The sequence below is a fragment of the Actinomadura sp. GTD37 genome (genome assembly GCF_041951365.1).
Taxonomy (GTDB): Bacteria; Actinomycetota; Actinomycetes; order Streptosporangiales; family Streptosporangiaceae; genus Spirillospora.
Genome location: NZ_JBGNUS010000001.1, coordinates 2401891 through 2423639 on the forward strand (window position 1 = coordinate 2401891; position 21749 = coordinate 2423639).

Below are 21749 nucleotides of genomic sequence, written 5' to 3' on the forward strand. Positions count from 1 at the left end.
GAGTCGTGACCTGGTACGGGCATGCCACGGGCGCGTGGTGGGCCATGGTGCCGTACTCGCATGGGGCGCGGCTGCTGGAAGCGACCAACCCTCGTGAGCTGCGGGAAGCGATCGAGAACCCTGCGGCTTGGCCATGGCCTCAACAGAAGTTCCTCCCCGCTGCCGCCGCTGGTGCGCGCGCGGATCACCCGACCGATCATGAAAGGCAGGCAGATTGTGGACCAAGTGCGCCCCCTGAGCGTCAAGGTTGAGCGACACGTCTTGCGGTGGCGGACGTGCCGGGGCGGCGCTACGGCGGAAAGGTTCCTGAACCTATTGGCCGTGGCTTTGAAGCCTCGGGGGTGGCGTCTCGTCCGGCTCTATCGCTCGCAGGGGTTCACGGTGCCGCTGCTGTGGGTCTACGCCAGCGGCCCCGACGGTCACGTCGGGCTCGGGATAGTCGTGCTGGCCGTGCCGGGCGGTGAGTGGGGATACCACGTCGCCGAGCGCGGGCGGCGCGGCTACCTGGCTCCCTGCGGCGATGTCAAAGCCGCTGCCGAACAGGTCGAAGACCTTCTCAAGCACTGCATGTTCCCTGGCACCTGGTAAGCCACAAGAGGGACGCCTCCATGGGGCAGGGGCTCAGGGGTCGTTCCTCATTCTCGGCGGTGACGTGCGGCCCTGGCTGGGGAGTTCGGGCCGTCGCTCGTCACCTGCCGCCCCGCCTCTCTGCTTCACCCCCGGAGTAGAGAGGCGGGGCCACCTACTATGCGGCGAGTTGAGGGCCGCGGCTTCCCTTGCGTGCTGACATGGTCGGGGCCTGCGGAATGGCCGTAGGTCACCCCGGAGGGGCGACCGTAAGGGAGTTCGGCCGGCGCCGTGTCGGCAATTCCGTCTCCAGCGTCTCCGGCCTAGAAGCCGCTGCCCGGCACTTGTGCGGCCTGCCTGGCGCGGGGCCTACCTCAGCTTGCGCGGTGCGGTACGTGCGGGCCGTCCACGGTGGGGCGGGGCGGTGGTCGGGGCCGCGCCGCGAACGGCCCCCAAGGCCGCACGCGCAAGGCGCGGCGGCCGTCCACGGTCCCGCCCTGCGGTGGACGGGCCCAACCACGCACCCGCCCCCGCGCTCCAACCTGACGAAATCAAATCCCAAGCGTCGGGCAACCCGCACGTTAAAGCTGGACGGTTCCGGACTTGCGCGGGGGCGGGGCCTCGTAGCCTCGACCGGCGGACGGGCAGCACCTGCCTGCCCGCAATGGCCCGTCCCGAGGCCCCGCGAGGGGTCCCCGTGCAAGTCCGGAACCGGCCAGCGGCTTAAGCTCATGAGGAAGTTATTGGCCTCCAATGTGCTCAAGTAAGATTATGTGCTCGCGTGAACGGGTCGAAGCATTTGAAGGATAATTTCGCGTGAGGGCGTGTTTTGTGGCAGGCTGTTGGATGGGCGAGGTTGGGATCGGGATAGCGTGTAGCACTTGATTTGGAGCCGCGTTACTGCCGCTCCCATATTGTCGCACTATAAATTTGGCAATAGCAGTCAGGTTCCTCGATTACTTTCATGCGGCCGACCCTATTTCCGTTGGTTCTGAAGCAAAATGTTTCGCCTATGTATGTCTTCATTGCAGTCACGCCTGCAGCATCTGCGTAGTTCGCGCAGTCAGTGTAAGACGGCTTCCTGTTCGACTCCCACTTGGCCCAAGTTGTTCCTTCGCTCGCGTAGACTCGTGCGTCAAACATATTGATACTAAAGTCGCCGGCACCGTTCGAGTCTTCGACAGTAATTGGAGGGTTTGTGTCCATGTCCCTTTCTCCCCGGTTGGTAATCGATACCTTCCCGGAAAATCTAACCTGGGACGCTGGAGAGGTGCTTGATGGCGTTGATGTCGGTGCTTTAATGGCATTAGGAGCTTGGGCTTTTGGTGATGACGTCGCCTTTGCTTCTGGTGTTGTATTGACCTCGTCGTTGCTGGCGGGGCTGTTGTTGAATTTGGCCGCAGCCCAGGGTCCTATTATGGCCACGATCACGGCAGCAAGAGCTGTTATTGCTGCAGCCAAAATTGCATTGCGGGAAGTAATTCTCGCGGAGATGATTTGGGGATCGACTGATTGGCGGGCAGGTTCCCCCTCGGGTTGCCCGCTCTGGCCCGACTGGTCGCTCATGAGGGTGAAAGATACAGGTTGCCTGCGCGCCTTGGTGTTTAATCGACTATGTCGTTAGAGGACCGTCGACCGAGTGTGAGAACAACATGGTGAGGGCGACGGAATAGGCCAGGCGCGTCCGGCGTGCTCGGCGGCGCGGAGCGGCGCCCTTGACTCTGTAGTGAAACTCCTCGACGTCGGGTGGTCTGGCTAGCTTGACTTCCGGTCTTCGTCACGCTCTGTGTGTTGGTCGCGGATGGCTCTCGCCTGTTGGATGCGGGTGCGGGCTTGCTCGGCCCAGAAGTGTTCGCCGTGTAGGAGGCCGCTGCCGAGGTACTTCCATTGGCCGGTCGTCACGGTGGGGCGGTTGGGGTCTGGTTCGGGTTGGCCTGTGGCCTGGCGGGCTGCTTGGGCGGCGTGGTCGGCGCGGGCCTGGCGTAGCTCGGTGAGGGTGACTGAGTAACGGCGGGACTTGGAGGAGAAGTGTCCGCCGTAGCCGAGCATGTGAGCCCAGTTGCGTAGGCGTAGGTCGTGGTACTCGGGCAGGTCGGCCAGAGTGAAGCACGTCCAGATCATGCGGCGGGCGTGGTCGGAGACCTTGAGTGAGTTGATCTGGGTGGCGTAGCGGATGGGGCGGTCTACGGTGCCGGAGTCCTCGGCTCCCTTGGTGGCGTACTTGGCGACGTAGCGGGCCACGTGTCTGTCGGCGATGCCGTCCAGCTCGGCGGCTACCTGGATGGGCTGGGTGTCGAGCTGGCGGCCCCATCGGAGGATGAGCGGCGGGCTTGTGTCATCCGGGCTCGGGGCCGGCGCTTCGACCTGTGCGGCGGCGGTGCGGAGAGTGCGCTCCAGTAGTTCGGTGGTGGCCCATGGGGGTGGGGGCTGGTCGGGGCCGTCTGGCCCGTCCAAGCGGACAACGGCGTGGAAGTGGATGAGGCCGCGTCGTTGGTACTCGATGACTCGGGCGTAGGACAGGCGGGCCTGTTCGCGTAGGGCTTTGTGGGTGATGCCTAGTTCAGCCGTGATGAGCTTCGGGACGGTAAGGGTCAGGCGTCGCCATAGCTCGGGGGCGTGGGCGTTCCATAGGACGGCGGCGGGATAGTCGTAGCAGTCGGCGCAGATCGGCTGCCCCACCCTCGGGTCGTCGGGCTGGTGGCGGGCTCGGCATCCTTCCGGGTGGCCGTGTGGGCATAGGGGGTCGTCTCGTCTGGGGCGGCATGGCTGGGGCTTTCCGGCCTTGGTTCGGTGTGCGTGGACGGCGCCGAACGAGGGGGCGGTCAGGGTGAGGAACACGCGGGGGTGGTCGCTGACCGCTTCGGGGACGCCTTTGCCTCCGGTCAATCCGGAGATGATCAGGTGATAGGTGTCGTCTCGGTAGACCTCGGCGCAGGCTGCGCAACGGGACGCGCGGCGGTTCCCGCACGCGGTGATCAGGTAGCCGGTCGGCTCGTCGTCGGTCGAGTAGGACTCGATCAGCTCGCCGGTCTCGCCGTCCAGGGTGATGCGTTCGCCGCGTAGACGGATGGGCTGTTCGCAGCCTCCGGCGGACTTGATCATCTGGTGCCAGCGGTCAAAGTCCGGCATCGCGGCGCGCTGGACGGCGGCCGCCAGCTCGGGCGGTAGCTCGGGCATCTGCGGGGCGCTCATGCCGCGTCCCGCATCGTCTCGGCGTTCTCTTGGTCCTGCTGCTCGGTCTCGTCCGGTACGAGTAGCTTCACGCCGAAGATGGCTTCGATCTTGCTCCACTTGGCGTCTGACCAGTGCGGCGATGTGCTGGCCTGACGCTTTCCCCATGCGACTGCTTCCGGGCTGGGCTTCAACCCGTGACTCCTCTCCCTGGCCACAGCTAGGGAGCGCGCGACGATCTCCGGGACTGAAGGCACGCCGGTTTGCGGGCAGGCTGACGCCTACTCGTTCCGGTAGGTGCTTCGCGCGAGTGGCTTTCTTTATGTGCCGTGTTAGCCAGGGCTGTTCGTTTTAGGTAGCTATTCGCGGGACGAGTCCCACCCGGGCGCGCACCCGGTCTTGCGTGCCAAGAGCCCACCTTGGCGATCTGTGTATTTAGTGTTTTGCGGCTTTCCGCTTGGTTCGAGGTCACCTCACGGGACCCCTGCGACGGGAGCCGACCCCGTCCGCCACTCGCTTGTCTCGGAGTCGCTGGATGCGGCTCCGGTCTCAACTGTGCCACGCGCACACGAAGATCAAACCCGCGAGATCGCCTTGCCAGTAGGGGCTGCGCGTGTGTGTGGTTGTCCGCTGGTGACCGTTGGCGTCCGGTAGCGTCCGCTGGCGTCCGGCTGCACCCGCCCAGTAGTGACACAGATCACATAGCAAAGGCCCCGGTCGGTTTTCGTGTCCGGGGCCTCGTGCTTGCGGGCGGGTCAGTCTTCGCGCCAGACCGGCTCAAGCAAGTCGGGGTTGAACGGGCGTCGCCCCTTCCCTGCGGGGTGGACGATTACGGCGTGAAGTGCTTCGCGGATGTAGGTTCGCTTCTGGGACACGTCCAACCGGTCGTCGTCCGTGTCGGAGTACCAGCGGCGGCGGATGTCGGTCACGTCCTGGGCGGCCCGTTGCGCGGCAAGGGAGTGCTGTTCGCGTTCGGCCCGTAGCCGGTGGATCTCGGGCTCCAGGCGCTCGACCTCGCCGAAGAAGAGGCTGTTGGAGATCTTGTGCGCGGCGAACCGCTGGCGAAGCTCCTGCATCTGTTCAAGCTTCTGTTCCAGCTCGTACTCTCCCAGCCATGGGCCTATGCCCGTTGAACGGACGTTCCGCTCCTCCAACTTGGCGAGAACGGCCTCCGAGATGAACTCGTCAACGAGGTCCCCTCGACGGGTGAGGCGTCCGCATCCCCCGACGGATGGCGAGTGGCAGGCGTATCTGTGCCAACCCGCCGACTTGACGACCCCGGCGCGTAGGCCCTTGCCGCACATCGTGCCGTCCGCCAGGATCACGCCGCATCGCGCGATGCCGCTGAGGAGGTACGAGTGTTGGCGGTAGTCCTGGGGCATCGCGCTTAGGGCCGTGCCGTCCTGGCCCACCAGCTTGCCTCGCCTGTTGGCGAAGAGCGCGTGAATCGCCCGCCACTGGTCGGGCGTGATGATCGGCTCCCACTGGCCCGCTACCGGTTCGCCTCGCTCGTCGGTGATCAACTCGCCTCTGATCATGCGGAAGCCGCACAGGCGGGGATTGACCAGGGCGCGAGACACCGTCCGGTAATGCCAGTCGTTCCCGCGTGGGGTCTTGATGCCCCGGCGATTCCACTCGGTGCAGATTCCGCTGACCGACCCTCCTGCCAAGACTCGCTCGACGGCCTGACGCATCAAGGGCGCTTCGATCGGGTGGAGCGTCTTCCGGTCGTCCTGCCATCCGAACGGGCGGCCTCCTGGGGTGAGGGCTCCTTCGCCGGCGCGGGCGCGGTGCCAGTCGCGTAGGCGGCGGCGGGTCTTCTTGACCTCCATCCGGGAGATCACCGCGCCCATGAGTCCCATGCTCTCGACGTCTTCGCTGTAGAGGTCCTTGAAGCCTCGCTTGTCGGCGTAGACCCTGCCCTCCTCGTAGGTGAGGGCGTCAACGAAACGCTCGTAGTCTCCCGGCCTGCGGATGAGACGGTCGTCGGCGGTGACGATGCAGCCCAAGACCGGCGTCCCGTCCGGGAGCCTGCCTTCGCGGATGACGCGAAGCATGGCCTCGAACTCCTCGCGCACGACTCCGTCCTTCATCGCGGACTTGTCGTTGTCCGAGAACCTGCCAACGATCTTGCAGCCGAGACGGGCGGCCGTCTGCTCGTTGGCCTTCTTCTGGTCGTTGACGGTGTGCTCGTCCTTCGACTTGTCGGCGCTGGCGCGGGCGTAGTCCACTACGGGGATCAGGTCACTCTCGGTCACTGCCATCCGGGCCTCCCTGGAGGTGCATCAAGATACCTACTGGGATTACCGGGCCGGGGCGTTCCATAAGGATCTGGGGATGCGCATCGACCTCGTCTACGGGAACGACGTCTTCGCCGGGCGCGTCCGGTCCGCCTATGTCGACCGGGAGGCGCGCAAGGGGAAGGGGCCGTCCGACCACGCGCCGGTCGTCGTCGACCTGGATTAGCGGCGGGCGAGGAGGCGGCGCTTGGCGGTGCGGGGGTCGTCGGCCTCGTGGAGGACGGTGAAGCCGTCCGGCAGCAGGGAGGCGGGCTCGCCGGGTGCGAGGCACCATTCGGCGGGGATGCGCGGACGATCCCGGCGGACGTCCTCGGTGAACGCCTCCCAGCCCAGCAGGCCGCCGGGCAGCACCGCCCGCGCCGCACGCTCGAACACGCTCCGGTCCCAGAACCCGGTGCACAGGACGAGCGCGTACCCGGGCGGCTCCGGCAGCCAGGCCCCCAGGTCCGACTGGACGGGCGTGATCAGCGAGTCGAGGCCGTGCCGCCGCGCCTCCGCGCCGAGCCGGTCGAGGGCGATCTCGGAGATGTCGACGGCCGTCACGCGGCGTCCGGCGGCGGCGGCCAGCAGGGCGCTGCCGGACGGCCCGGACGCGAGATCGAGCACCCCGCCGTCCGGCAGCGGCAGGGCCAGCGCCCGCTCCGCCAGCGGATGGGCGGACGACAGGGCCGGAGCGTCCCCGTACTTGGCGTTCCACCGGAGCCTGTCCGGATGCTCGGCCAGGCCGGGCGGCACGTCGTCCATGGGGACGACCCTAGCGGCGCTCCGCGATCAGCAGCATGAACATCGCCGTGGGGAAGCCCTTGCGCCACCACGGATCCTCCCGGAGCTGCTCCTCCGTCGGATGCGGTTCGCGCAGGTCCGCGATGACGAACCCGGCGTCTCGGAGCGTTCCAGCGTAGTACTCCAGCGGCCGGAGCCAGCTCGTGATCAGCGACGGGGACTCCAGGCCGTCCACCTCGAACCGCTGGTCGATGCCCCGGGGGACGAAGTACTGCGCCGCCGGCACGCTGTTCATCGCGCCGTGCTCGGAGTTCTCGATGTAGAAGCACGGGTGCAGCGTCAGCAGGATCAGCCGCCCGCCGCTCTTCAGCACCCGCGCGAACTCGCCGATCGCGCGGGTCGGGTCGTGCAGGTGGCTGAACAGGTGGTTGCAGAGGACGAGGTCGAACTGGGCGTCGCCCATGGGGAGGTCGTACACGCTGGCGCGGGTGAAGGCGGCCTCGCAGGACGGGTGCGACGAGGCGGCGTCGATGAGGCCCTGCGCGTCGTCCACTCCGGTGACGTCCGCGCCCATGCCGGAGAGCCGGCGGGAGAAGTAGCCCTCGCCGCACCCGGCGTCCAGGACGCGCAGGCCGGCGCACGGGCCGATGGCGTCGAGGACGGCGGCGTCGGTCAGCTCGGTCCGGTACCGGTCGCGCCGCTCCCTGATGATCTTGACCCAGTAATGCGCGTTGGCCTCCCACCTTTCACGCGTCAGATTCGCCATGGCTTGCGCCGCGTCCTCCACCGGCTCCCCATCTCTCCATGCTCCGTGCCGCACCCGGCTCAGGCGACGCCCTTCAGCCGCCGCACCAGCGTGTTGCACGTCTGTCTGGTCGTCCTGTCCCGGCAGTCGGCCGCGCGCAGTTCCAGCGCCTGGATCAGCTCGCGGACCTTGCCGCCGAACGCGGGATCGCGTTTCAGCGCCAGCGGGATGTACGTCGACACCAGGTAGTAAAGGTAGGCGTCGTTGTAGACCGCTATCTCGCGCAGCACCTCGGTGGCCGTGTTGTGCAGCGACAGGGAGCTCGGAAGTGTGAAGTCGCTGCTGATCCGGCCGTCTCTGGTGTAAGTCGGGAATGACCATTCCTCCAGCGCCGCGTAGACGGGCGTGGCGCCCAGTTCCCTGCGGTACCGCTCGGCGAGGTCGAAGTCGTCCGAGCTGATCAGGGACCCCATGACGACGCCGCGCATCATGAACGCGCTCTGCCGTCCGGGCACTTCGAAGCCGAGGTCGGCCTCCAGCCTCCCGGTGACCTTGCTGACCTGGTGGGTGAGGATGTTGAGCGCCAGGATCGAGTGGAACGAGTAGCTCCTGCGGTTCAGCCGGGGCGCCAGGTCGATGGACGCGTCGAAGAGTTTGCCCGGGTCCCGCAGGAGCCCGCGGCCGGGTTCGGTGGAGTAGATCGACTCGAGGGCGCGGTCCTGCTCGCGGCCCCAGAACCGGGCGATGAAGGAGGACGTCTTCTGCGTCGCCTGCCCCCGCACGATGTGCAGCGCCGCCTCCAGCGCGTTCAGCAGGTGCTGCTGCGCCACGGCCGAGTTCTCCAGGGTGTGCAGGTCGACGGTGAGCCCTTCGGCGTGCAGGTCGCCGATGAGCCCGTCGCGCCTTTTCCGGACGGCGTGCGCCATCGCGTACTCGGCGATCCCCGGAACGGACGACATGAGGCTCTGCAAGGACCGCCCGCTGATCCGGTCGAGCCATTCGACGTTGTCCCACAGGCGGAAGATGGTGCTCTCGTCGAGCCCGGAGAACGCCGCCACATCGGACATGTTCAGGCCCATGTCGCGGGTGATGTCGGAGAGGGACTTCGGCGTACCGTCCGCTGTCATCACTCGCCCTCGATGCGGCGTTGGTCGGCGCTCCGATCCTAGCGAGGCGCCGGCCGCCGGTCGTTGGCGATCAAGGGAGGTTTCCGTTCCGCCACCGGTGGCGGCGAGCGCGGCGGAGGCCATGGCGGCCCGTCATCCCGGGGCGGCGGGCGCGGCGCCGGCGAGATCCAGGAAGCCCCTGCGCACCTGGACGTCCCGCACCCGCGCCCGGCACGCCGGCCCCGGCGTCACGGCAGCCGCCACCCGTCCCGGACGCCCATCCCGAACCAGAACGTGGACGTCCCGTCCCCGCCCCGGTGGGCGCCGAAGTCGGCGGCGAGCGTCTGCAGCAGCAGGAGACCGCGCCCGTGGACGGGCAGGTGCTCCTCCGCCGGCCGCGGCTGCCCGGCCGGGGACCCGCCGTCGGTGACCTCGACCCGCACGTACCGGTCGAGGTGCAGGACGGACAGCATGATCGTCCCGTCCCGGCGCGGCCGCGCGTGCAGCACCGAGCCGGTGACCGCCTCGCTGGTCAGCAGTTCGAGGTCGCCGAGGTCGGACCGGTCGGCGCCGAAGTGCTGCCCCACGAGTTCGCGCACGTAGGACCGCGCGAGCCGCACGGCCGGCGGCGTCGCGGCGAGTTCGATCTCCCCGATGAGCCGCCCGGACGACTTGCCGTTGGCGTTCCAGGCGGCGGGGACGCCGAGTTCGAGGGAAGGTTCCGGAACCAGCACGGCTCCTCCGGGCGACGCGTCAGAAGTGTTCATGGCTGCGTCGGTTTCACGTCTCCGTGTCGGGCTGTAAGCGAACATGAGTTCTCAGGCCAAATCGAAGTCGGACGTGGAGTTCAACAACTCAGACTCTGACGCACCCCGCGCACCCGAGTCACCGCCCCTTGCACGCACGCAAGCCCCTCCCCCCACCCAGCGCCCATGACGCTCCGTGACGCCACGGGCCGCGTCCGGCGTCGGCAGCCGAGTGCGGGAGGCCGTCCCAGACTCGGCCATGGGTCAGGCGGTGGGGGTGCGGCCCCAGGCGGAGATGAGGGGGGCCAGGGTCAGGCCCAGGTCGCCTTCGGCGATCGCGGTGAGGAGGCGGTCGAGTTCGTCGCCGGTGGCGTGGCCGCCGGAGATGAGCCGGTCCCGGACCTGGAGGATGGTCGCGGTCTCCAGCACCCCGCACGCTGGGGACGCGATCGGGAAGTACGCGTCGGCGCGGACGCCGGTCAGGCCCGCGTCGCGCAGCAGGCGGGGGAGCCTGCGGGCGTAGGCGAGGTCCGCGCCGCGCTCGGCGAGCAGTGCGCGGAAGCCCCGCCGGACGCTGTTGGCGAGCCGCTCTGCGGGCCCGCGCTCGTCGGGGCAGGCGAGCGGCTGGAGCTCCGGATCGGCGTCCTCGACGAGCAGGAACCCGCCGGGGCGCAGGCTGCGGGCCATCGTCCGCAGCGCCGCGTCCCGGTCGGCCAGGTGCACCAGGACCAGCCGCGCGTGGACGAGGTCGAACGGCCCCTCGGGCGGTTCGTCCCGCACGATGTCGTGCCGCCGGACGTCGACCGGCGCGTCGCCGAGCCACGACACGTCGATGTCGGTCGCCAGCACGCGGCCGGACGCGCCGACGCGTCCGGCGAGCCAGGCGGGGACGGACGGCCCGCCCGCGCCGACCTCCCAGCACCTCCAGCCGGGGCCGACCCCGATGTCGTCCATGTGCCGGAACGTCCAGGCGTCGAACAGCTCCGAGATCGCCGCGAACCGCGTCCCGGCCTCGACCTGCCGGTTGCTGAGCAGATATTCCACCCTTCGATCATGCACCGGTTTCAGCCGCGCTGGACGACGGCGGGGCAGAAACCGCGGGCGGGTCCCTGCGGCGCCGGGACGAGAGCCACGTCTCCAGCAGTTCGGACGCGGGCCTCTCGGCCCGCCCGGCCGCTTTCAGGGTGCCGTCGCCCGCGCTGAGCTCCCATTGGCCCGCGCCCGCGAAGAGGCGGATCCGGTCGCCTTCCCGGGTGTAGAGGACGGGCGGCTCGGCGCAGGCCGACCGGAATTCGCGCCATGACCCGTCCGATACCCGGACGCGCAGCTGCGGGCCCCCCTTCCAGGGGGACCGCCAGCCGGCGGCGAGGCGCTGGTCCATGTCGCGTTGCGTGGGGCGGCGGACGAATTCGAGGTCCGCGTGCGCCATGGCGTGCCCCCAGATGATCCCGGTGCCGAGGTTGGGGCTCACCCGGCAGCGGGCGGGGACGGCGGCGCGTTCGCGGACGGAGCCCCTCGCCGTAGGTTTCGAGGCCGCGGAAGATCCGCCGCGTCCGCACGAGGAATCAAGTGCGCACCCTTGCCGTTCGTATCCCGATTTGTCTTCTCAGGGAATCAAGCGGGGGAGGAGGGTCTCGCGGAGGGCGGCCAAGGTCGCGGTCTCGGCCGCGGCGGCTCGCACGCGGGCGGCGAGGGGGGCGACGAACGCGGTGAACTCCCGGGCCCCGGCGTCTCCCGGCCAGGGGACCTCGAAGGCGGCGATGTCGGACCAGCCGGCGCGCGGCATGCGGGTGCCGTCGCTGACCGCGGACGCGTGGGCGATCATCTCGTCGCTCGCGAGGGCGGCGAGGAGCCAGCCGCGGTGGCCGGGGTCCTTCGGCCGGACGACGAGGATGTCGGTCGACGCGACGCCGTCCACGAACGCCAGCCCGGCCTTGTGGAAGTAGGGGCGGAGCTTGCCGAAGAGGATGTCGCCCGCCGCGAAGCGTCCCTTCGCGCTGGTGACGCCGGACGCGTCGGTCCACGTCGGCAGCCACATGCGGCGTTTCGGCATGTGCTCCAGCGCGATGTAGTTCGCGTTCCCGATCTGCCCGGGAGGGACGTGGCGGCGGACGAGTTCGCCGATGTCGCCGACCCGCGCCGCGGGGCGGGCGGCGAACGTCGCGTAGCGGGCGCGGATCAGCGCGTCGGCGCCGGCGGCGATGCGGTCGTTCACCGCGATCTTGTCGTCGAGGGCACCGAGCACGGCCGCCGCCGAATCCTGCTCCGCCCTGGTGCGGCGGGCGGTGGTGAGGCGGTTCAGGATCCCGTGGGTGAGGAGGGGCTGCCCGGAGCCGATGCGATGGCGGTTCAGCGCGAGCCTTTTCAGGAGGTAGTAGACGTAGCGCGGATTCACCCCCTCTTTCGGGGCCGCGATGATGGCGTTGTCGGTGACCCAGCAGGGTTCGGTGGTGTAATGGACGGCCCCGCAATAGGAACCCACGCGCCCGACAACGGTGCTGTCGGGGCCCGCGTTGAAATCGCCGGCCGTGCCGATGACGCCGTTGGCTCCGTACGTCCGGTAGGCGGAGCCCTCGGCGGGGCGCGACTTCCCGTTCGAGAAGGCGACGATCTCGCCGAGCGTCACGTCAGCCATTCAGGCGGCCCAGTTCCGTCCGGACGACCTGGTCGAGACGCGCCGACTCCTCGAAATGAGCGAAGAGCTCCGCGGTGAGGCGCTCGACCGTCGCGGCCGCCGGTTCGCCGCCGGGGTCCTCGCGGGCCTGGCCGACATACCGGCCGGGCGTCAGGACGTGGTCGTTGGCCCGGAGTTCGCCGAGGCCGGCCGAATGGCAGAAACCCGGGACGTCCGCGTAGCCGGGGCCCCGCCAGGAACGGTACGCCCCGGCGATCCGGGCGATGTCGTCGCCGGTGAGGACGCGTTCGGTGCGGTCGACCATCGTCCCCATGCTCCGGGCGTCGATGAAGAGCACCCGGTCCTGCGGGGCGCGGTCGAAGAACCAGAGGCACGCCGGAATGGGGGTGCTGCGGAAAAGGCGGTCCGGCAGCGCGACCATGCACGACACCAGGCCCGCCTCCACCAGCGCCGCGCGGATTGCGCCCTCGCCCGACTGCCGGGACGACATCGAGCCGTTCGCCATCACGACGCCCGCGCGGCCGCCGGGACCGAGCTTGGAGATGATGTGCTGGAGCCACGCGAAATTGGCGTTCCCCGCGGGCGGGACGCCGTGCCGCCAGCGCGGGTCACCGATGTCGCGATACCAGTCCGACATGTTGAACGGGGGATTGGCCAGCACGTAGTCGGCCTGGAGACCGGGATGGGCGTCCGCGTGGAAGGTGTCCGAGCGGCGAATGTCACCCGCGATTTCGTGGACGGCGAGGTTCATCTTCGCGAGCCGCCATGTGCGCTCGTTCGCCTCCTGCCCGTACACGGCGATGTCGTCCAGCCGCCCCCGATGGCTCAGGACGAACTTCTCCGCCTGGACGAACATGCCGCCGGAACCGCAGCAAGGGTCGTACACCCGTCCTTTGAAAGGCTCCAGGATCTCGACGAGCAGCTTCACCACACTGGGCGGCGTATAGAACTCGCCGCCGCGTTTCCCTTCGGCGCGGGCGAATTTGTCCAGGAAGTACTCGTAGACCTCGCCCAGCACGTCCCGCGCGGCCCTCCCGCCGAAACTGACCTCCCCGATCAGTCCGACGAGTTCGCCGAGCCGCCGCTCGTCCACGCCGCCGAAGATCTTCGGAAGCGCGCCGTCGAGCGGGGGATTGGCCCGCATGACCGCGTCCATGGCGGCGTCGATCCGCCCGCCGAGGCCCCCGGACGTTCCGGCGAGGTCCGCCCAGCGCGCACCGGCCGGCACGACGAAGCCACCGTCGCCGGACGAGTCGGAGACGTACTTGAGGAACACCAGCCCGAGAACGAAGTCCTTGTACTGCGCCGCGTCGACCGCCCCCCGCAGCTTGTCGGCGGCCTTCCAGAGGACATCGTCCATCCGCGTGACTTTAGCGTTCGGCGCGCCGCCCGACGTGGCCGGTGGACGGCCGCCCCGGCGCGGTGCGACGCTGCGGACCGTGGTGATCGTGGACGTTCTGGCGCTGGCGGCACTGGCCGGATGGCTGTATCTGGCCCTCGCCCACGGCGCTTTCTGGCGAACCGGACCCGGCCTGCCGGAACAGGACGATCCACTCGAATGGCCGGAGGTCGCGGCGGTCGTCCCGGCCCGCAACGAGGCGGCCGTCCTCCCCGAGACCCTGCCGACGCTGCTCGCCCAGGAGTATCCGGGCGCCTTCCGCGTGGTCGTCGTCGACGACCAGAGCGGCGACGGCACCGCCGAGACCGCCGGCCGCCTGACGGGGCACGTCGTCTCCGCGCGGGACCGCCCCGACGGGTGGGCGGGCAAGGTGTGGGCCATGTCGGAGGGCGTCCGGGCGGCCGGCGAACCCGACTACTACCTCTTCACCGACGCCGACATCGCCTACGCGCCCGGCACCGTGAGGCGGCTCGTCGCCGAGGCCGTCGCCGGCCGCCGCGACCTCGTGTCGCAGATGGCGACGCTGAGCGTCCGCACGGGGTGGGAACGGGTGATCGTCCCCGCCTTCGTGTACTTCTTCGCGCAGCTCTACCCGTTCCGCCGCGTCACCCGCGACGGGTCGCGCACCGCCGCCGCGGCCGGCGGCTGCATGCTCGTCCGCCGCGCCGCGCTGGAGGGGGCGGGCGGCGTCGCCGCCATCCGCGGCGCGCTGATCGACGACGTGGCGATGGGGCGCCTGGTCAAGCGCGCCGGCGGGCGCTGCCGCCTCGACCTGAGCCGGGACGTGGTCAGCCGCCGCCCCTACCCCCGCCTCGCCGACCTGTGGACGATGATCGTCCGCAGCGCCTACCACCAGCTGCGCTACTCCCCGGCCCTGCTGGCGGGCACGGTCCTCGGCCTGCTCCTCCTCTACGCGGTCCCGCCCGCCGCAACGCTCGCGGCGGCCGTCGCCGGCCCCGCACCGGTCGCGCTCACCGCCGCCGCCCTCGCCTGGACGATCATGACGCTCACCTTCGTCCCCATGCTGCGCTTCTACCGCCTGTCGCCGCTGCGGGCCGTCGCCCTGCCCGCGATCGCGCTGATGTACGCCGCGATGACGGTCGACTCCGCGCGCCGCCACCGCGCCGGCCGCGGCGGCGCCTGGAAAGGCCGCACGACGGCCGCCCCCTCGCCGTGAAACACCGCGGGCCGCAATGCGGAAACGTCCCCTACGGCGGCAGTGGCCGCGCGGCATAATGCGACTCGGACCAAAGGGAGCCCTGTGGACGAGCTGAACCCCTCGATACCGAACGTCGCGCGGATGTACGACTACTACCTCGGCGGCAAGGACAATTACGCCGCCGACCGCGAGGCCGCCGAGAAGATCCTGCACGCCGCGCCGTTCACGCCCGTCCTGGCCAGGCACAACCGCCGGTTCATGCAGCGGGCGGCCCGCCACCTCGCCCTGTCCGGGATCCGGCAGTTCCTCGACATCGGCACCGGGCTCCCGACCCAGGGGAACGTCCACGAGGTCGTCCGGCCGCTGGTCCCGGACGCGCGGGTCGTCTACGTGGACAACGACCCGGTCGTCGCCGCGCACGGCCGCGCGCTGACGGCCACCGACGACGCGACGATCGTCCTGCGGCACGACATGCGCGACACCGGCGCGCTGCTCGCCGACCCCGCCCTCCGCGACGCCATCGACCTCGGCGAGCCGGTCGGCCTGATGCTGCTGTCGATGCTGCACTGCCTCGGCGACGACGAGGACCCGTACGCGGCGGTCGCCGCGCTGCGCGACGCGCTCGCGCCCGGCAGCCATGTCGTGATCTCCCACATCACCGGCGACGACGACGTGACCGACAACTCCGTCAGCGTCTACGGCAGGGCCAATACGGGCATGACGCACCGCTCCCGCGACCGCCTGCTCGCCTTCTTCGACGGCTGGACGCTCCTGGAGCCCGGTCTCGTCCGGCTGGACGAGTGGCGCCCGGAGCCGTCCACGGGGACCATCGGCGCCGGCGGCGGCTACTACCTGTGCGGCGTGGGGGCCAAGTAGCGGCCCCGGCCGAGCCGCTTCGTCAGGTGCCGTTTTGTCGGGCGCTGTTTTGTCAGGTGGAGACAAAACCGGCCGCTCCGATGTATCCCGAGCCTCATTGGAGTAAGTGTCCAATTACGTTACGGTCGGGTAGCCGTCACGCCGACGGCAGGTGCGACGACGAAGGGTTACCCGCCATGTCCATCTCCGTCCGCCGGGTCATGCGCGCCGCGGCGGCGTCCTGCCTCGGGATCGCCATGGCGGCGGCCGCCTTGCAGGGCACCGCCGCAGCAGCGCCGCAGGACAGCAGACCCCCGGCCGAGGATCCGTTCTACACGCCGCCCGAGCCGCTCCCGGCGGGCGCTCCCGGCGACGTCATCCGGTCGCGGCCGTCCGTGTTCACCATGGACCCGGTCAACCACTCGCCGTACGAGGGCGTCAAGTCGTGGCAGGTCCTCTACCGGTCGGAGACGGTGCAGGGCCGGCCGACCGCCGTGTCCGGCACGGTGCTCGTCCCGACCGAGGCGTGGACGGGCCAGGGCAAGCGCCCGCTCGTCTCCTACGGCGTCGGGACGCGGGGCCTGGGCGACGCGTGCGCCCCGTCCTACACCCTCACCCAGGGCATGGACTACGAGGAGTTCTTCGTCGCCGACGCGCTCAGCCGCGGCTGGGCCGTCGCCGTCACCGACATGGAGGGCCTCGGCACGCCCGGCCAGCACACCTACGAGGTGGGCGGGTCGCAGGGCAAGGCCGTGCTGAACATGGCGCGGGCCGCGCAGCGGCTCCCGGACGCGGGCCTCGGCGGCGCGCCGGTCGGCCTCTGGGGCTACTCGCAGGGCGGGACGTCCACGGGCTGGGCGGCCGAGCTGGCGCAGACGTACGCCCCCGACCTCGACCTCAAGGGCGTCTTCGCGGGCGGCGTCCCGGCGGACCTCCTCGCCGTCGCCAAGGGCCTGGACGGCTCCCCGTTCGTCGGCCTGATGTTCATGGCGGCCGTCGGCTACGACGCGGCCTACCCCGAGCTGGACCTGGAGAAGTACCTGAACGACAGCGGCCGCGAGCTGCTGCGGAAGGCCGAGCACCTCTGCCTGGTCAGCGTCGACGGCATCGGCACGCTCGCCGGGACGCTCTTCAAGAAGATCAGCGACTACACGTCCAGCGACCCGCTGAGCACGCCCGAGTGGCAGCAGCGGCTGAACGCGAACAAGCTCGGCGGGACGGCCCCGGCCGTCCCGGTGCTGCAGACGCAGGCCGTCTACGACGAGATCATCCCGTTCGGGCAGGCCGACACGCTGCACAAGGCGTGGTGCGCGAAGGGCGCGAACGTGACCTGGAAGACCTACACGTTCGCCGAGCACGCCACCGGCATGCTCTGGAGCGAGCCGGACGCGATGACGTTCCTCGCCGACCGGTTCGCCGGCAAGCCCGTCACCGGCAACTGCGCCGCCTGATTCCGGTCGCCGCGGAACCGTCGGGGCCGTCCCGCTCTCGCAGAGGGCAGGATGGCCCCATGGACTTGGTGGAGTTCCTCCGCGCCCGGCTGGCCAGGGACGAGCAGATCGCCCGCGACTGCGCGTCCGCCCCCTGGCGGGCCGCGCCCTCCGGGACGGTCGGCGTCGACACGGGCGACCCGGCCCACGTCGCGAAGGCGGAGAACGACGCCTACGCCGAGCACATCGCCCGCCACGACCCGGCCCGGACGCTCGCCGAGGCGGCCGCCCGCCGCCAGATCGTCGACGACTACGAGAAGACCGCCTGGATCCTCGGCCAGGGCGGCCGCACGCCGGACCTCGAAGCGGCGCAGTCCGTCCGCGAATCGGTGCTCCGGCTCCTCGCCCTCCCGTACGCGACGCACCCCGCCTATCAGGAGGAGTGGCGGCCCTGAACGTCGGTGACCAGCGCCGGACGGTCCGGGTCGTCCATCTTCAGGACGATGTCGGCGCTGCGGAGCGGGTCCGCCTCGGTCTCGTAGCGCGCGTAGGCGGGCAGCGTCCAGATCCGGTCATCCGGCATGCGGCGGGCCAGGGCGCCGGGAGAGAGGGCCAGATGGACGGTCACGTCGACCGGCAGACCCCGATTGAGCAGCAGTGATCCGTCGAGCAGGCAGACCCCGCCGGGCTGGAGGGACACGTACCGCGCCCGAGTCGCGCGGTCGCGCGCCGCGTCCCACAGGCTCGGCAGCACCTTCCCGGTGCCGCCCGGCGCGAGCGGCGCCAGCACCTCCCTGACCAGCCCGTTCACGTCGAGCCACGCGTCGTAGAAGACGTCCGGGTCGTCCCGTCCGAACTCGTAGCGCAGCGACGCCGGACGCAGGAAGTCGCGCGCCGAGACGCGGACGACGTCCCGTCCGAGGGCGCGCAGCGGCGCGACGAGCGCGTCGGCGAGATCCCACGGAGCCGCAGGCGGCGCGCCGTCGACCGCGACCCGCAGCCATGACCCGCGCCCCGCCGCGGCGATCCGCTCGGACAGCTCGGCGACCGCGCGCGAGGGCGAGATCGGTCGTACTCGCATGCCTTGATCCTTCCCGCGTCGCCCGATCCTTCCCGCATCGTGGGACGCGACTGACACACCGGATCCCGGGAAGGTAATCTCGGTACAGGCCGAGAGGCGCTGCAACGGGCGAGAGTCCGCCACGCTCGGCCCGAGACACAGACTCAAGCAAGGGCGCCTCCCATATGAACTGGGAGGTGCTCGAAAACCATGACCCACACGAATCTGCGCGAGCTGCTGGAGCAGCGGATCGCGGTGCTGGACGGCGCCTGGGGCACGATGCTCCAGGGCGCGGGCCTGAAGCCCGAGGACTACCGCGGCGACCGCGTCGGCGGCGACCACCCGAAGGACGTCACCGGCGACCCCGACCTGCTGAACCTGACCCGCCCGGACGTGGTCCTCGACGTCCACCGGCAGTACCTCGACGCCGGCGCCGACATCACCACGACCAACACGTTCACCGCGACCAGCATCGGCCAGGCCGACTACGGCCTGGAGAGCCTGGTGCACGAGATGAACGTGCAGGGCGCCCGCCTCGCCCGCCAGGCGGCCGACGAGTACGGGGGCCGGTTCGTCGCCGGCTCCGTCGGGCCGCTCAACGTGACCCTGTCGCTGTCCCCCCGCGTCGAGGACCCGGCCTACCGCGCCGTCACGTTCGACCAGGTCAAGGACGCCTACGCGGGACAGATCGCGGGCCTGGCCGAGGGCGGCGCCGACCTGCTGCTGATCGAGACGATCTTCGACACGCTGAACGCGAAGGCCGCGATCGCCGCCGCCCGCGAGGTCGCCCCCGAGCTGCCGCTGTGGATCTCGGTGACGATCGTCGACCTGAGCGGGCGGACGCTGTCCGGGCAGACCGTCGAGGCGTTCTGGCGGTCGATCGAGCACGCCGAGCCGCTGGCCGTCGGGGTGAACTGCTCCCTCGGCGCGACGGAGATGCGCCCCCACGTGGAGGATCTCGCGCGGATCGCCGGCACCTACGTCGCCAGCCACCCGAACGCGGGCCTGCCCAACGCGTTCGGCGGCTACGACCAGACGCCCGAGGAGACCGGCGCCCTGCTGCGCGACTTCGCCGAGTCCGGCCTGGTCAACCTGGTCGGCGGCTGCTGCGGGACGGGTCCCGCGCACATCGCGAAGATCGCCGAGGCGGTGCGCGGGCTCGCGCCGCGCGAGGTGGCGCGGCCCGCGAAGGCCAGCCGGTTCAGCGGCCTGGAGCCGTTCGAGATCGGCGCCGACACCGGCTTCATCATGATCGGCGAGCGCACCAACGTCACCGGCTCCAAGCGGTTCCGCAAGCTCATCGAGGCCGGCGACCACCAGGCCGCGGTGGACGTGGCGATGGAGCAGGTGCGCGGCGGCGCGAACCTCCTCGACGTCAACATGGACGCCGACCTGCTCGAAAGCGAGCGGGAGATGACGACGTTCCTGAACCTGATCGCGACCGAGCCCGAGGCGGCCCGCATCCCGATCATGGTGGACAGCTCGCGGTGGACGGTGCTGGAGGCTGGGCTGAAGACCGTCCAGGGCAAGGGCGTCGTCAACTCGATCAGCCTCAAGGAGGGCGAGGAGCCGTTCCTCGCGCAGGCCCGCCGGGTCCGCGACTTCGGCGCCGGCGTCGTCGTCATGGCGTTCGACGAGACGGGCCAGGCCGACACCGCCGACCGCAAGGTCGAGATCTGCGGGCGCGCCTACGACCTGCTCACGCAGAAGATCGGCTTCCCCGCCGAGGACATCATCTTCGACCCGAACGTCCTCGCCGTCGCGACCGGCATCGAGGAGCACAACGGCTACGCGAAGGCGTTCATCGACGCGCTGCCGAGGATCAAGGAGCGCTGCCCCGGCGCCCGCACCAGCGGCGGCATCTCCAACCTGTCGTTCTCGTTCCGGGGCAACGAGGTCGTCCGCGAGGCGATGCACTCGGCGTTCCTGCTCCACGCCGTCCGGGCCGGGCTCGACATGGGCATCGTCAACGCCGGGCAGCTCGCCGTCTACGAGGACATCCCCGCCGACCTGCTCGAACTGGTCGAGGACGTCCTGTTCGACCGCCGCCCGGACGCCACCGACCGGCTCGTGTCGTTCGCCGAGACCGTCAAGGGCAAGGGCACCGTCCGGGAGGTCGACCTGTCCTGGCGCGACGCGCCGGTCGAGCAGCGGCTCTCGCACGCCCTCGTGCACGGCATCGTCGACTTCATCGAGGAGGACACCGAGGAGGCCCGGCAGAAGGCCGCCCGTCCGCTCGACGTCATCGAGGGCCCGCTGATGGACGGCATGAAGGTCGTCGGCGACCTGTTCGGGTCCGGCAAGATGTTCCTGCCGCAGGTGGTGAAGAGCGCCCGCGCGATGAAGCGGTCGGTCGCCTACCTGGAGCCCTTCATGGAGGAGGAGAAGGCGGAGGCCCTCCGCGCCGGCCGCGTCACCGAGGACCGCGGCCAGGGCAAGATCGTCCTCGCGACGGTGAAGGGCGACGTGCACGACATCGGCAAGAACATCGTCGGCGTCGTCCTCGGCTGCAACAACTACGACGTCATCGACCTCGGCGTCATGGTCCCCGCCGCCAGGATCCTGGACGCCGCGATCGCCGAGAACGCCGACGCGGTCGGGCTGTCCGGGCTGATCACCCCGTCGCTGGACGAGATGGTCTCCGTCGCCGCCGAGATGGAGCGCCGCGGCATGCGGCTGCCGCTGCTCATCGGCGGCGCGACCACCTCCCGCCAGCACACCGCCGTGAAGATCGCGCCCGCCTACGAGGCGACGACCGTGCACGTCCTGGACGCGTCCCGCGTCGTCGGCGTCGTCTCCGACCTCCTCGACGACGACCGCGCCGCCGCGCTCCACACCGCCAACCTGAAGGAGCAGGCCCGGCTCCGCGAGCTGCACGAGACCAAGCAGCGCCGCCCCCTGCTCACCATCGGGAAGGCGCGCGCCAACCGCGAGACGGTCGACTTCGGCGACCTGCCGGTGCCGGACTTCACCGGCGCCCGGATCGTCCAGCCGGAGATCGCCGCGCTCCGCGAGATGATCGACTGGCAGTTCTTCTTCCTCGCCTGGGAGCTGAAGGGCAAGTACCCGGCGATCCTCGACCAGCCCGTCGCGCGCGAGCTGTTCGACGAGGGCAACGAGCTGCTCGACCAGATCGTCGCGGACGGCTCGTTCGAGGCGTCCGGCGCCTACGCGTTCTGGCCCGCGCACTCCGAGGGCGACGACATCGTCCTGCCGGACGTCCGGTTCCCGATGCTGCGGCAGCAGACGTCCAAGCCGGAGGGGCGCCCGAACCGGTGCCTCGCCGACTACATCGCCCCGTCCGGCGACCACCTCGGCGGCTTCGCGGTGACGATCCTCGGCGCCGAGGACCTCGCCGCGAAGTACGAGGAGGAGAAGGACGACTACAAGGCGATCATGGTGAAGGCCCTCGCCGACCGGCTCGCCGAGGCGTTCGCCGAGTACATCCACCTGGAGGCCCGCCGCGCCTGGTTCGAGCCGGGCGCCGTGCCCGACCTCGCGGACCTGCACGCCGAGCGCTTCCGCGGCATCCGCCCGGCGCTCGGCTACCCGGCGAGCCCCGACCACAGCCTGAAGCGGACGCTGTTCGACCTGCTGGACGCCGGCCGCCTCGGCATGAAGCTCACCGAGTCGTTCGCGATGGCGCCCGCCGCCAGCGTCAGCGGCCTGATCTTCGCGCACCCGGCGGCCCGCTACTTCACGGTCGGCCGCGTCGGCAGGGACCAGATCGAGGACTACGCGGCCCGCTGCGGCCTGCCGGTGGCCGAGACGGAGCGCTGGCTCGCCCCGAACCTCGCCTACGACCCCCGGTAGGCGTCCGGGTACGGAGAACGCCTGACGGCCACCGCGCCGC

The 21749-nt window shown here is 70.3% G+C and carries 20 protein-coding genes and 1 riboswitch; of the genes, 8 read left to right on the top strand and 12 right to left on the bottom strand.

The features are described 5' to 3' along the window. Positions 1-321: 321 nt before the first annotated feature. A complete protein-coding gene (locus ACA511_RS11545) occupies positions 322-588 on the top strand; it encodes a hypothetical protein (RefSeq protein WP_375024120.1) in 267 nt (88 codons plus the stop codon). A gap of 1183 nt (positions 589-1771) precedes the next feature. Next, a complete protein-coding gene (locus ACA511_RS11550; protein WP_375024121.1) occupies positions 1772-2191 on the top strand; it encodes a hypothetical protein in 420 nt (139 codons plus the stop codon). Between the two features lie 131 nt (positions 2192-2322). Here ACA511_RS11550 and ACA511_RS11555 read toward each other — a convergent pair whose 3' ends face one another. From ACA511_RS11555 to ACA511_RS11565, 3 genes are all read right to left on the bottom strand, one after another. Further along, positions 2323-3759, bottom strand: a complete 1437-nt coding sequence (locus tag ACA511_RS11555) for a replication initiator (RefSeq protein WP_375024122.1) — start codon at positions 3757-3759, stop codon at positions 2323-2325. After that, a complete protein-coding gene (locus tag ACA511_RS11560) occupies positions 3756-3932 on the bottom strand; it encodes a hypothetical protein (RefSeq protein WP_375024123.1) in 177 nt (58 codons plus the stop codon). Before ACA511_RS11560 ends, ACA511_RS11555 begins: the two co-directional genes overlap by 4 nt. Before the next feature lie 561 nt (positions 3933-4493). Then, positions 4494-6002, bottom strand: a complete 1509-nt coding sequence (locus ACA511_RS11565; protein WP_375024124.1) for a recombinase family protein — start codon at positions 6000-6002, stop codon at positions 4494-4496. Positions 6003-6075: 73 nt separating this feature from the next. Here ACA511_RS11565 and ACA511_RS11570 point away from each other — a divergent pair, with 73 nt between their 5' ends. Further along, positions 6076-6204, top strand: a complete 129-nt coding sequence (locus ACA511_RS11570; protein ID WP_375024125.1) for a hypothetical protein — start codon at positions 6076-6078, stop codon at positions 6202-6204. Here the strand turns inward: ACA511_RS11570 and ACA511_RS11575 are convergent. The 8 genes from ACA511_RS11575 to ACA511_RS11610 all read right to left on the bottom strand — a co-directional run bounded on the left by ACA511_RS11575 (position 6201) and on the right by ACA511_RS11610 (position 13353). Continuing rightward, positions 6201-6782, bottom strand: a complete 582-nt coding sequence (locus tag ACA511_RS11575; RefSeq protein WP_375024126.1) for a methyltransferase domain-containing protein — start codon at positions 6780-6782, stop codon at positions 6201-6203. The genes ACA511_RS11570 and ACA511_RS11575 overlap by 4 nt on opposite strands. A 10-nt stretch (positions 6783-6792) precedes the next feature. Then, entirely contained in the window at positions 6793-7527 is a 735-nt protein-coding gene (locus ACA511_RS11580; protein WP_375024127.1) for a class I SAM-dependent methyltransferase, read from the bottom strand. A gap of 59 nt (positions 7528-7586) precedes the next feature. After that, positions 7587-8633, bottom strand: a complete 1047-nt coding sequence (locus ACA511_RS11585) for a hypothetical protein (protein ID WP_375024128.1) — start codon at positions 8631-8633, stop codon at positions 7587-7589. A gap of 227 nt (positions 8634-8860) precedes the next feature. Further along, positions 8861-9346, bottom strand: coding sequence for an ATP-binding protein (locus ACA511_RS11590; protein ID WP_375024129.1), 486 nt, complete (start codon positions 9344-9346; stop codon positions 8861-8863). 276 nt (positions 9347-9622) lie between these two features. Continuing rightward, positions 9623-10402, bottom strand: coding sequence for a methyltransferase domain-containing protein (locus ACA511_RS11595; RefSeq protein WP_375024130.1), 780 nt, complete (start codon positions 10400-10402; stop codon positions 9623-9625). A gap of 7 nt (positions 10403-10409) precedes the next feature. Continuing rightward, positions 10410-10829 carry a hypothetical protein gene (locus ACA511_RS11600; RefSeq protein ID WP_375024131.1) on the bottom strand — a complete coding sequence of 140 codons (420 nt, stop codon included), beginning with the start codon at positions 10827-10829 and terminating at the stop codon, positions 10410-10412. A 135-nt stretch (positions 10830-10964) separates the two neighbouring features. Beyond that, positions 10965-11993: a hypothetical protein gene (locus ACA511_RS11605; RefSeq protein WP_375024132.1), complete on the bottom strand. Its 1029-nt coding sequence runs from the start codon at positions 11991-11993 to the stop codon at positions 10965-10967. Beyond that, positions 11986-13353: a type I restriction-modification system subunit M gene (locus tag ACA511_RS11610; RefSeq protein WP_375024133.1), complete on the bottom strand. Its 1368-nt coding sequence runs from the start codon at positions 13351-13353 to the stop codon at positions 11986-11988. Before ACA511_RS11610 ends, ACA511_RS11605 begins: the two co-directional genes overlap by 8 nt. 4 nt (positions 13354-13357) lie before the next feature. On the opposite strand from ACA511_RS11610, the gene ACA511_RS11615 reads away from it, so the two are divergent. From ACA511_RS11615 to ACA511_RS11630, 4 genes are all read left to right on the top strand, one after another. Then, positions 13358-14569: a glycosyltransferase gene (locus tag ACA511_RS11615; protein ID WP_375024134.1), complete on the top strand. Its 1212-nt coding sequence runs from the start codon at positions 13358-13360 to the stop codon at positions 14567-14569. An 84-nt stretch (positions 14570-14653) separates the two neighbouring features. Further along, complete coding sequence (locus ACA511_RS11620; protein WP_375024135.1) at positions 14654-15427, top strand: SAM-dependent methyltransferase; 774 nt, start codon at positions 14654-14656, stop codon at positions 15425-15427. A gap of 176 nt (positions 15428-15603) precedes the next feature. Next, positions 15604-16857 (top strand): lipase family protein, encoded by a 1254-nt coding sequence (locus ACA511_RS11625; RefSeq protein WP_375024136.1) that lies wholly within the window; start codon positions 15604-15606, stop codon positions 16855-16857. 59 nt (positions 16858-16916) lie between these two features. After that, positions 16917-17291, top strand: coding sequence for a DUF6221 family protein (locus ACA511_RS11630; RefSeq protein ID WP_375024137.1), 375 nt, complete (start codon positions 16917-16919; stop codon positions 17289-17291). Here the strand turns inward: ACA511_RS11630 and ACA511_RS11635 are convergent. Further along, positions 17270-17917 (bottom strand): uridine kinase, encoded by a 648-nt coding sequence (locus ACA511_RS11635; protein ID WP_375024138.1) that lies wholly within the window; start codon positions 17915-17917, stop codon positions 17270-17272. The genes ACA511_RS11630 and ACA511_RS11635 overlap by 22 nt on opposite strands. A gap of 85 nt (positions 17918-18002) precedes the next feature. Then, positions 18003-18083, top strand: a riboswitch (S-adenosyl-L-homocysteine riboswitch). Positions 18084-18106: 23 nt separating this feature from the next. On the opposite strand from ACA511_RS11635, the gene metH reads away from it, so the two are divergent. Continuing rightward, positions 18107-21709: a methionine synthase gene (gene metH, locus ACA511_RS11640; RefSeq protein WP_375024139.1), complete on the top strand. Its 3603-nt coding sequence runs from the start codon at positions 18107-18109 to the stop codon at positions 21707-21709. Positions 21710-21749: the final 40 nt, after the last annotated feature.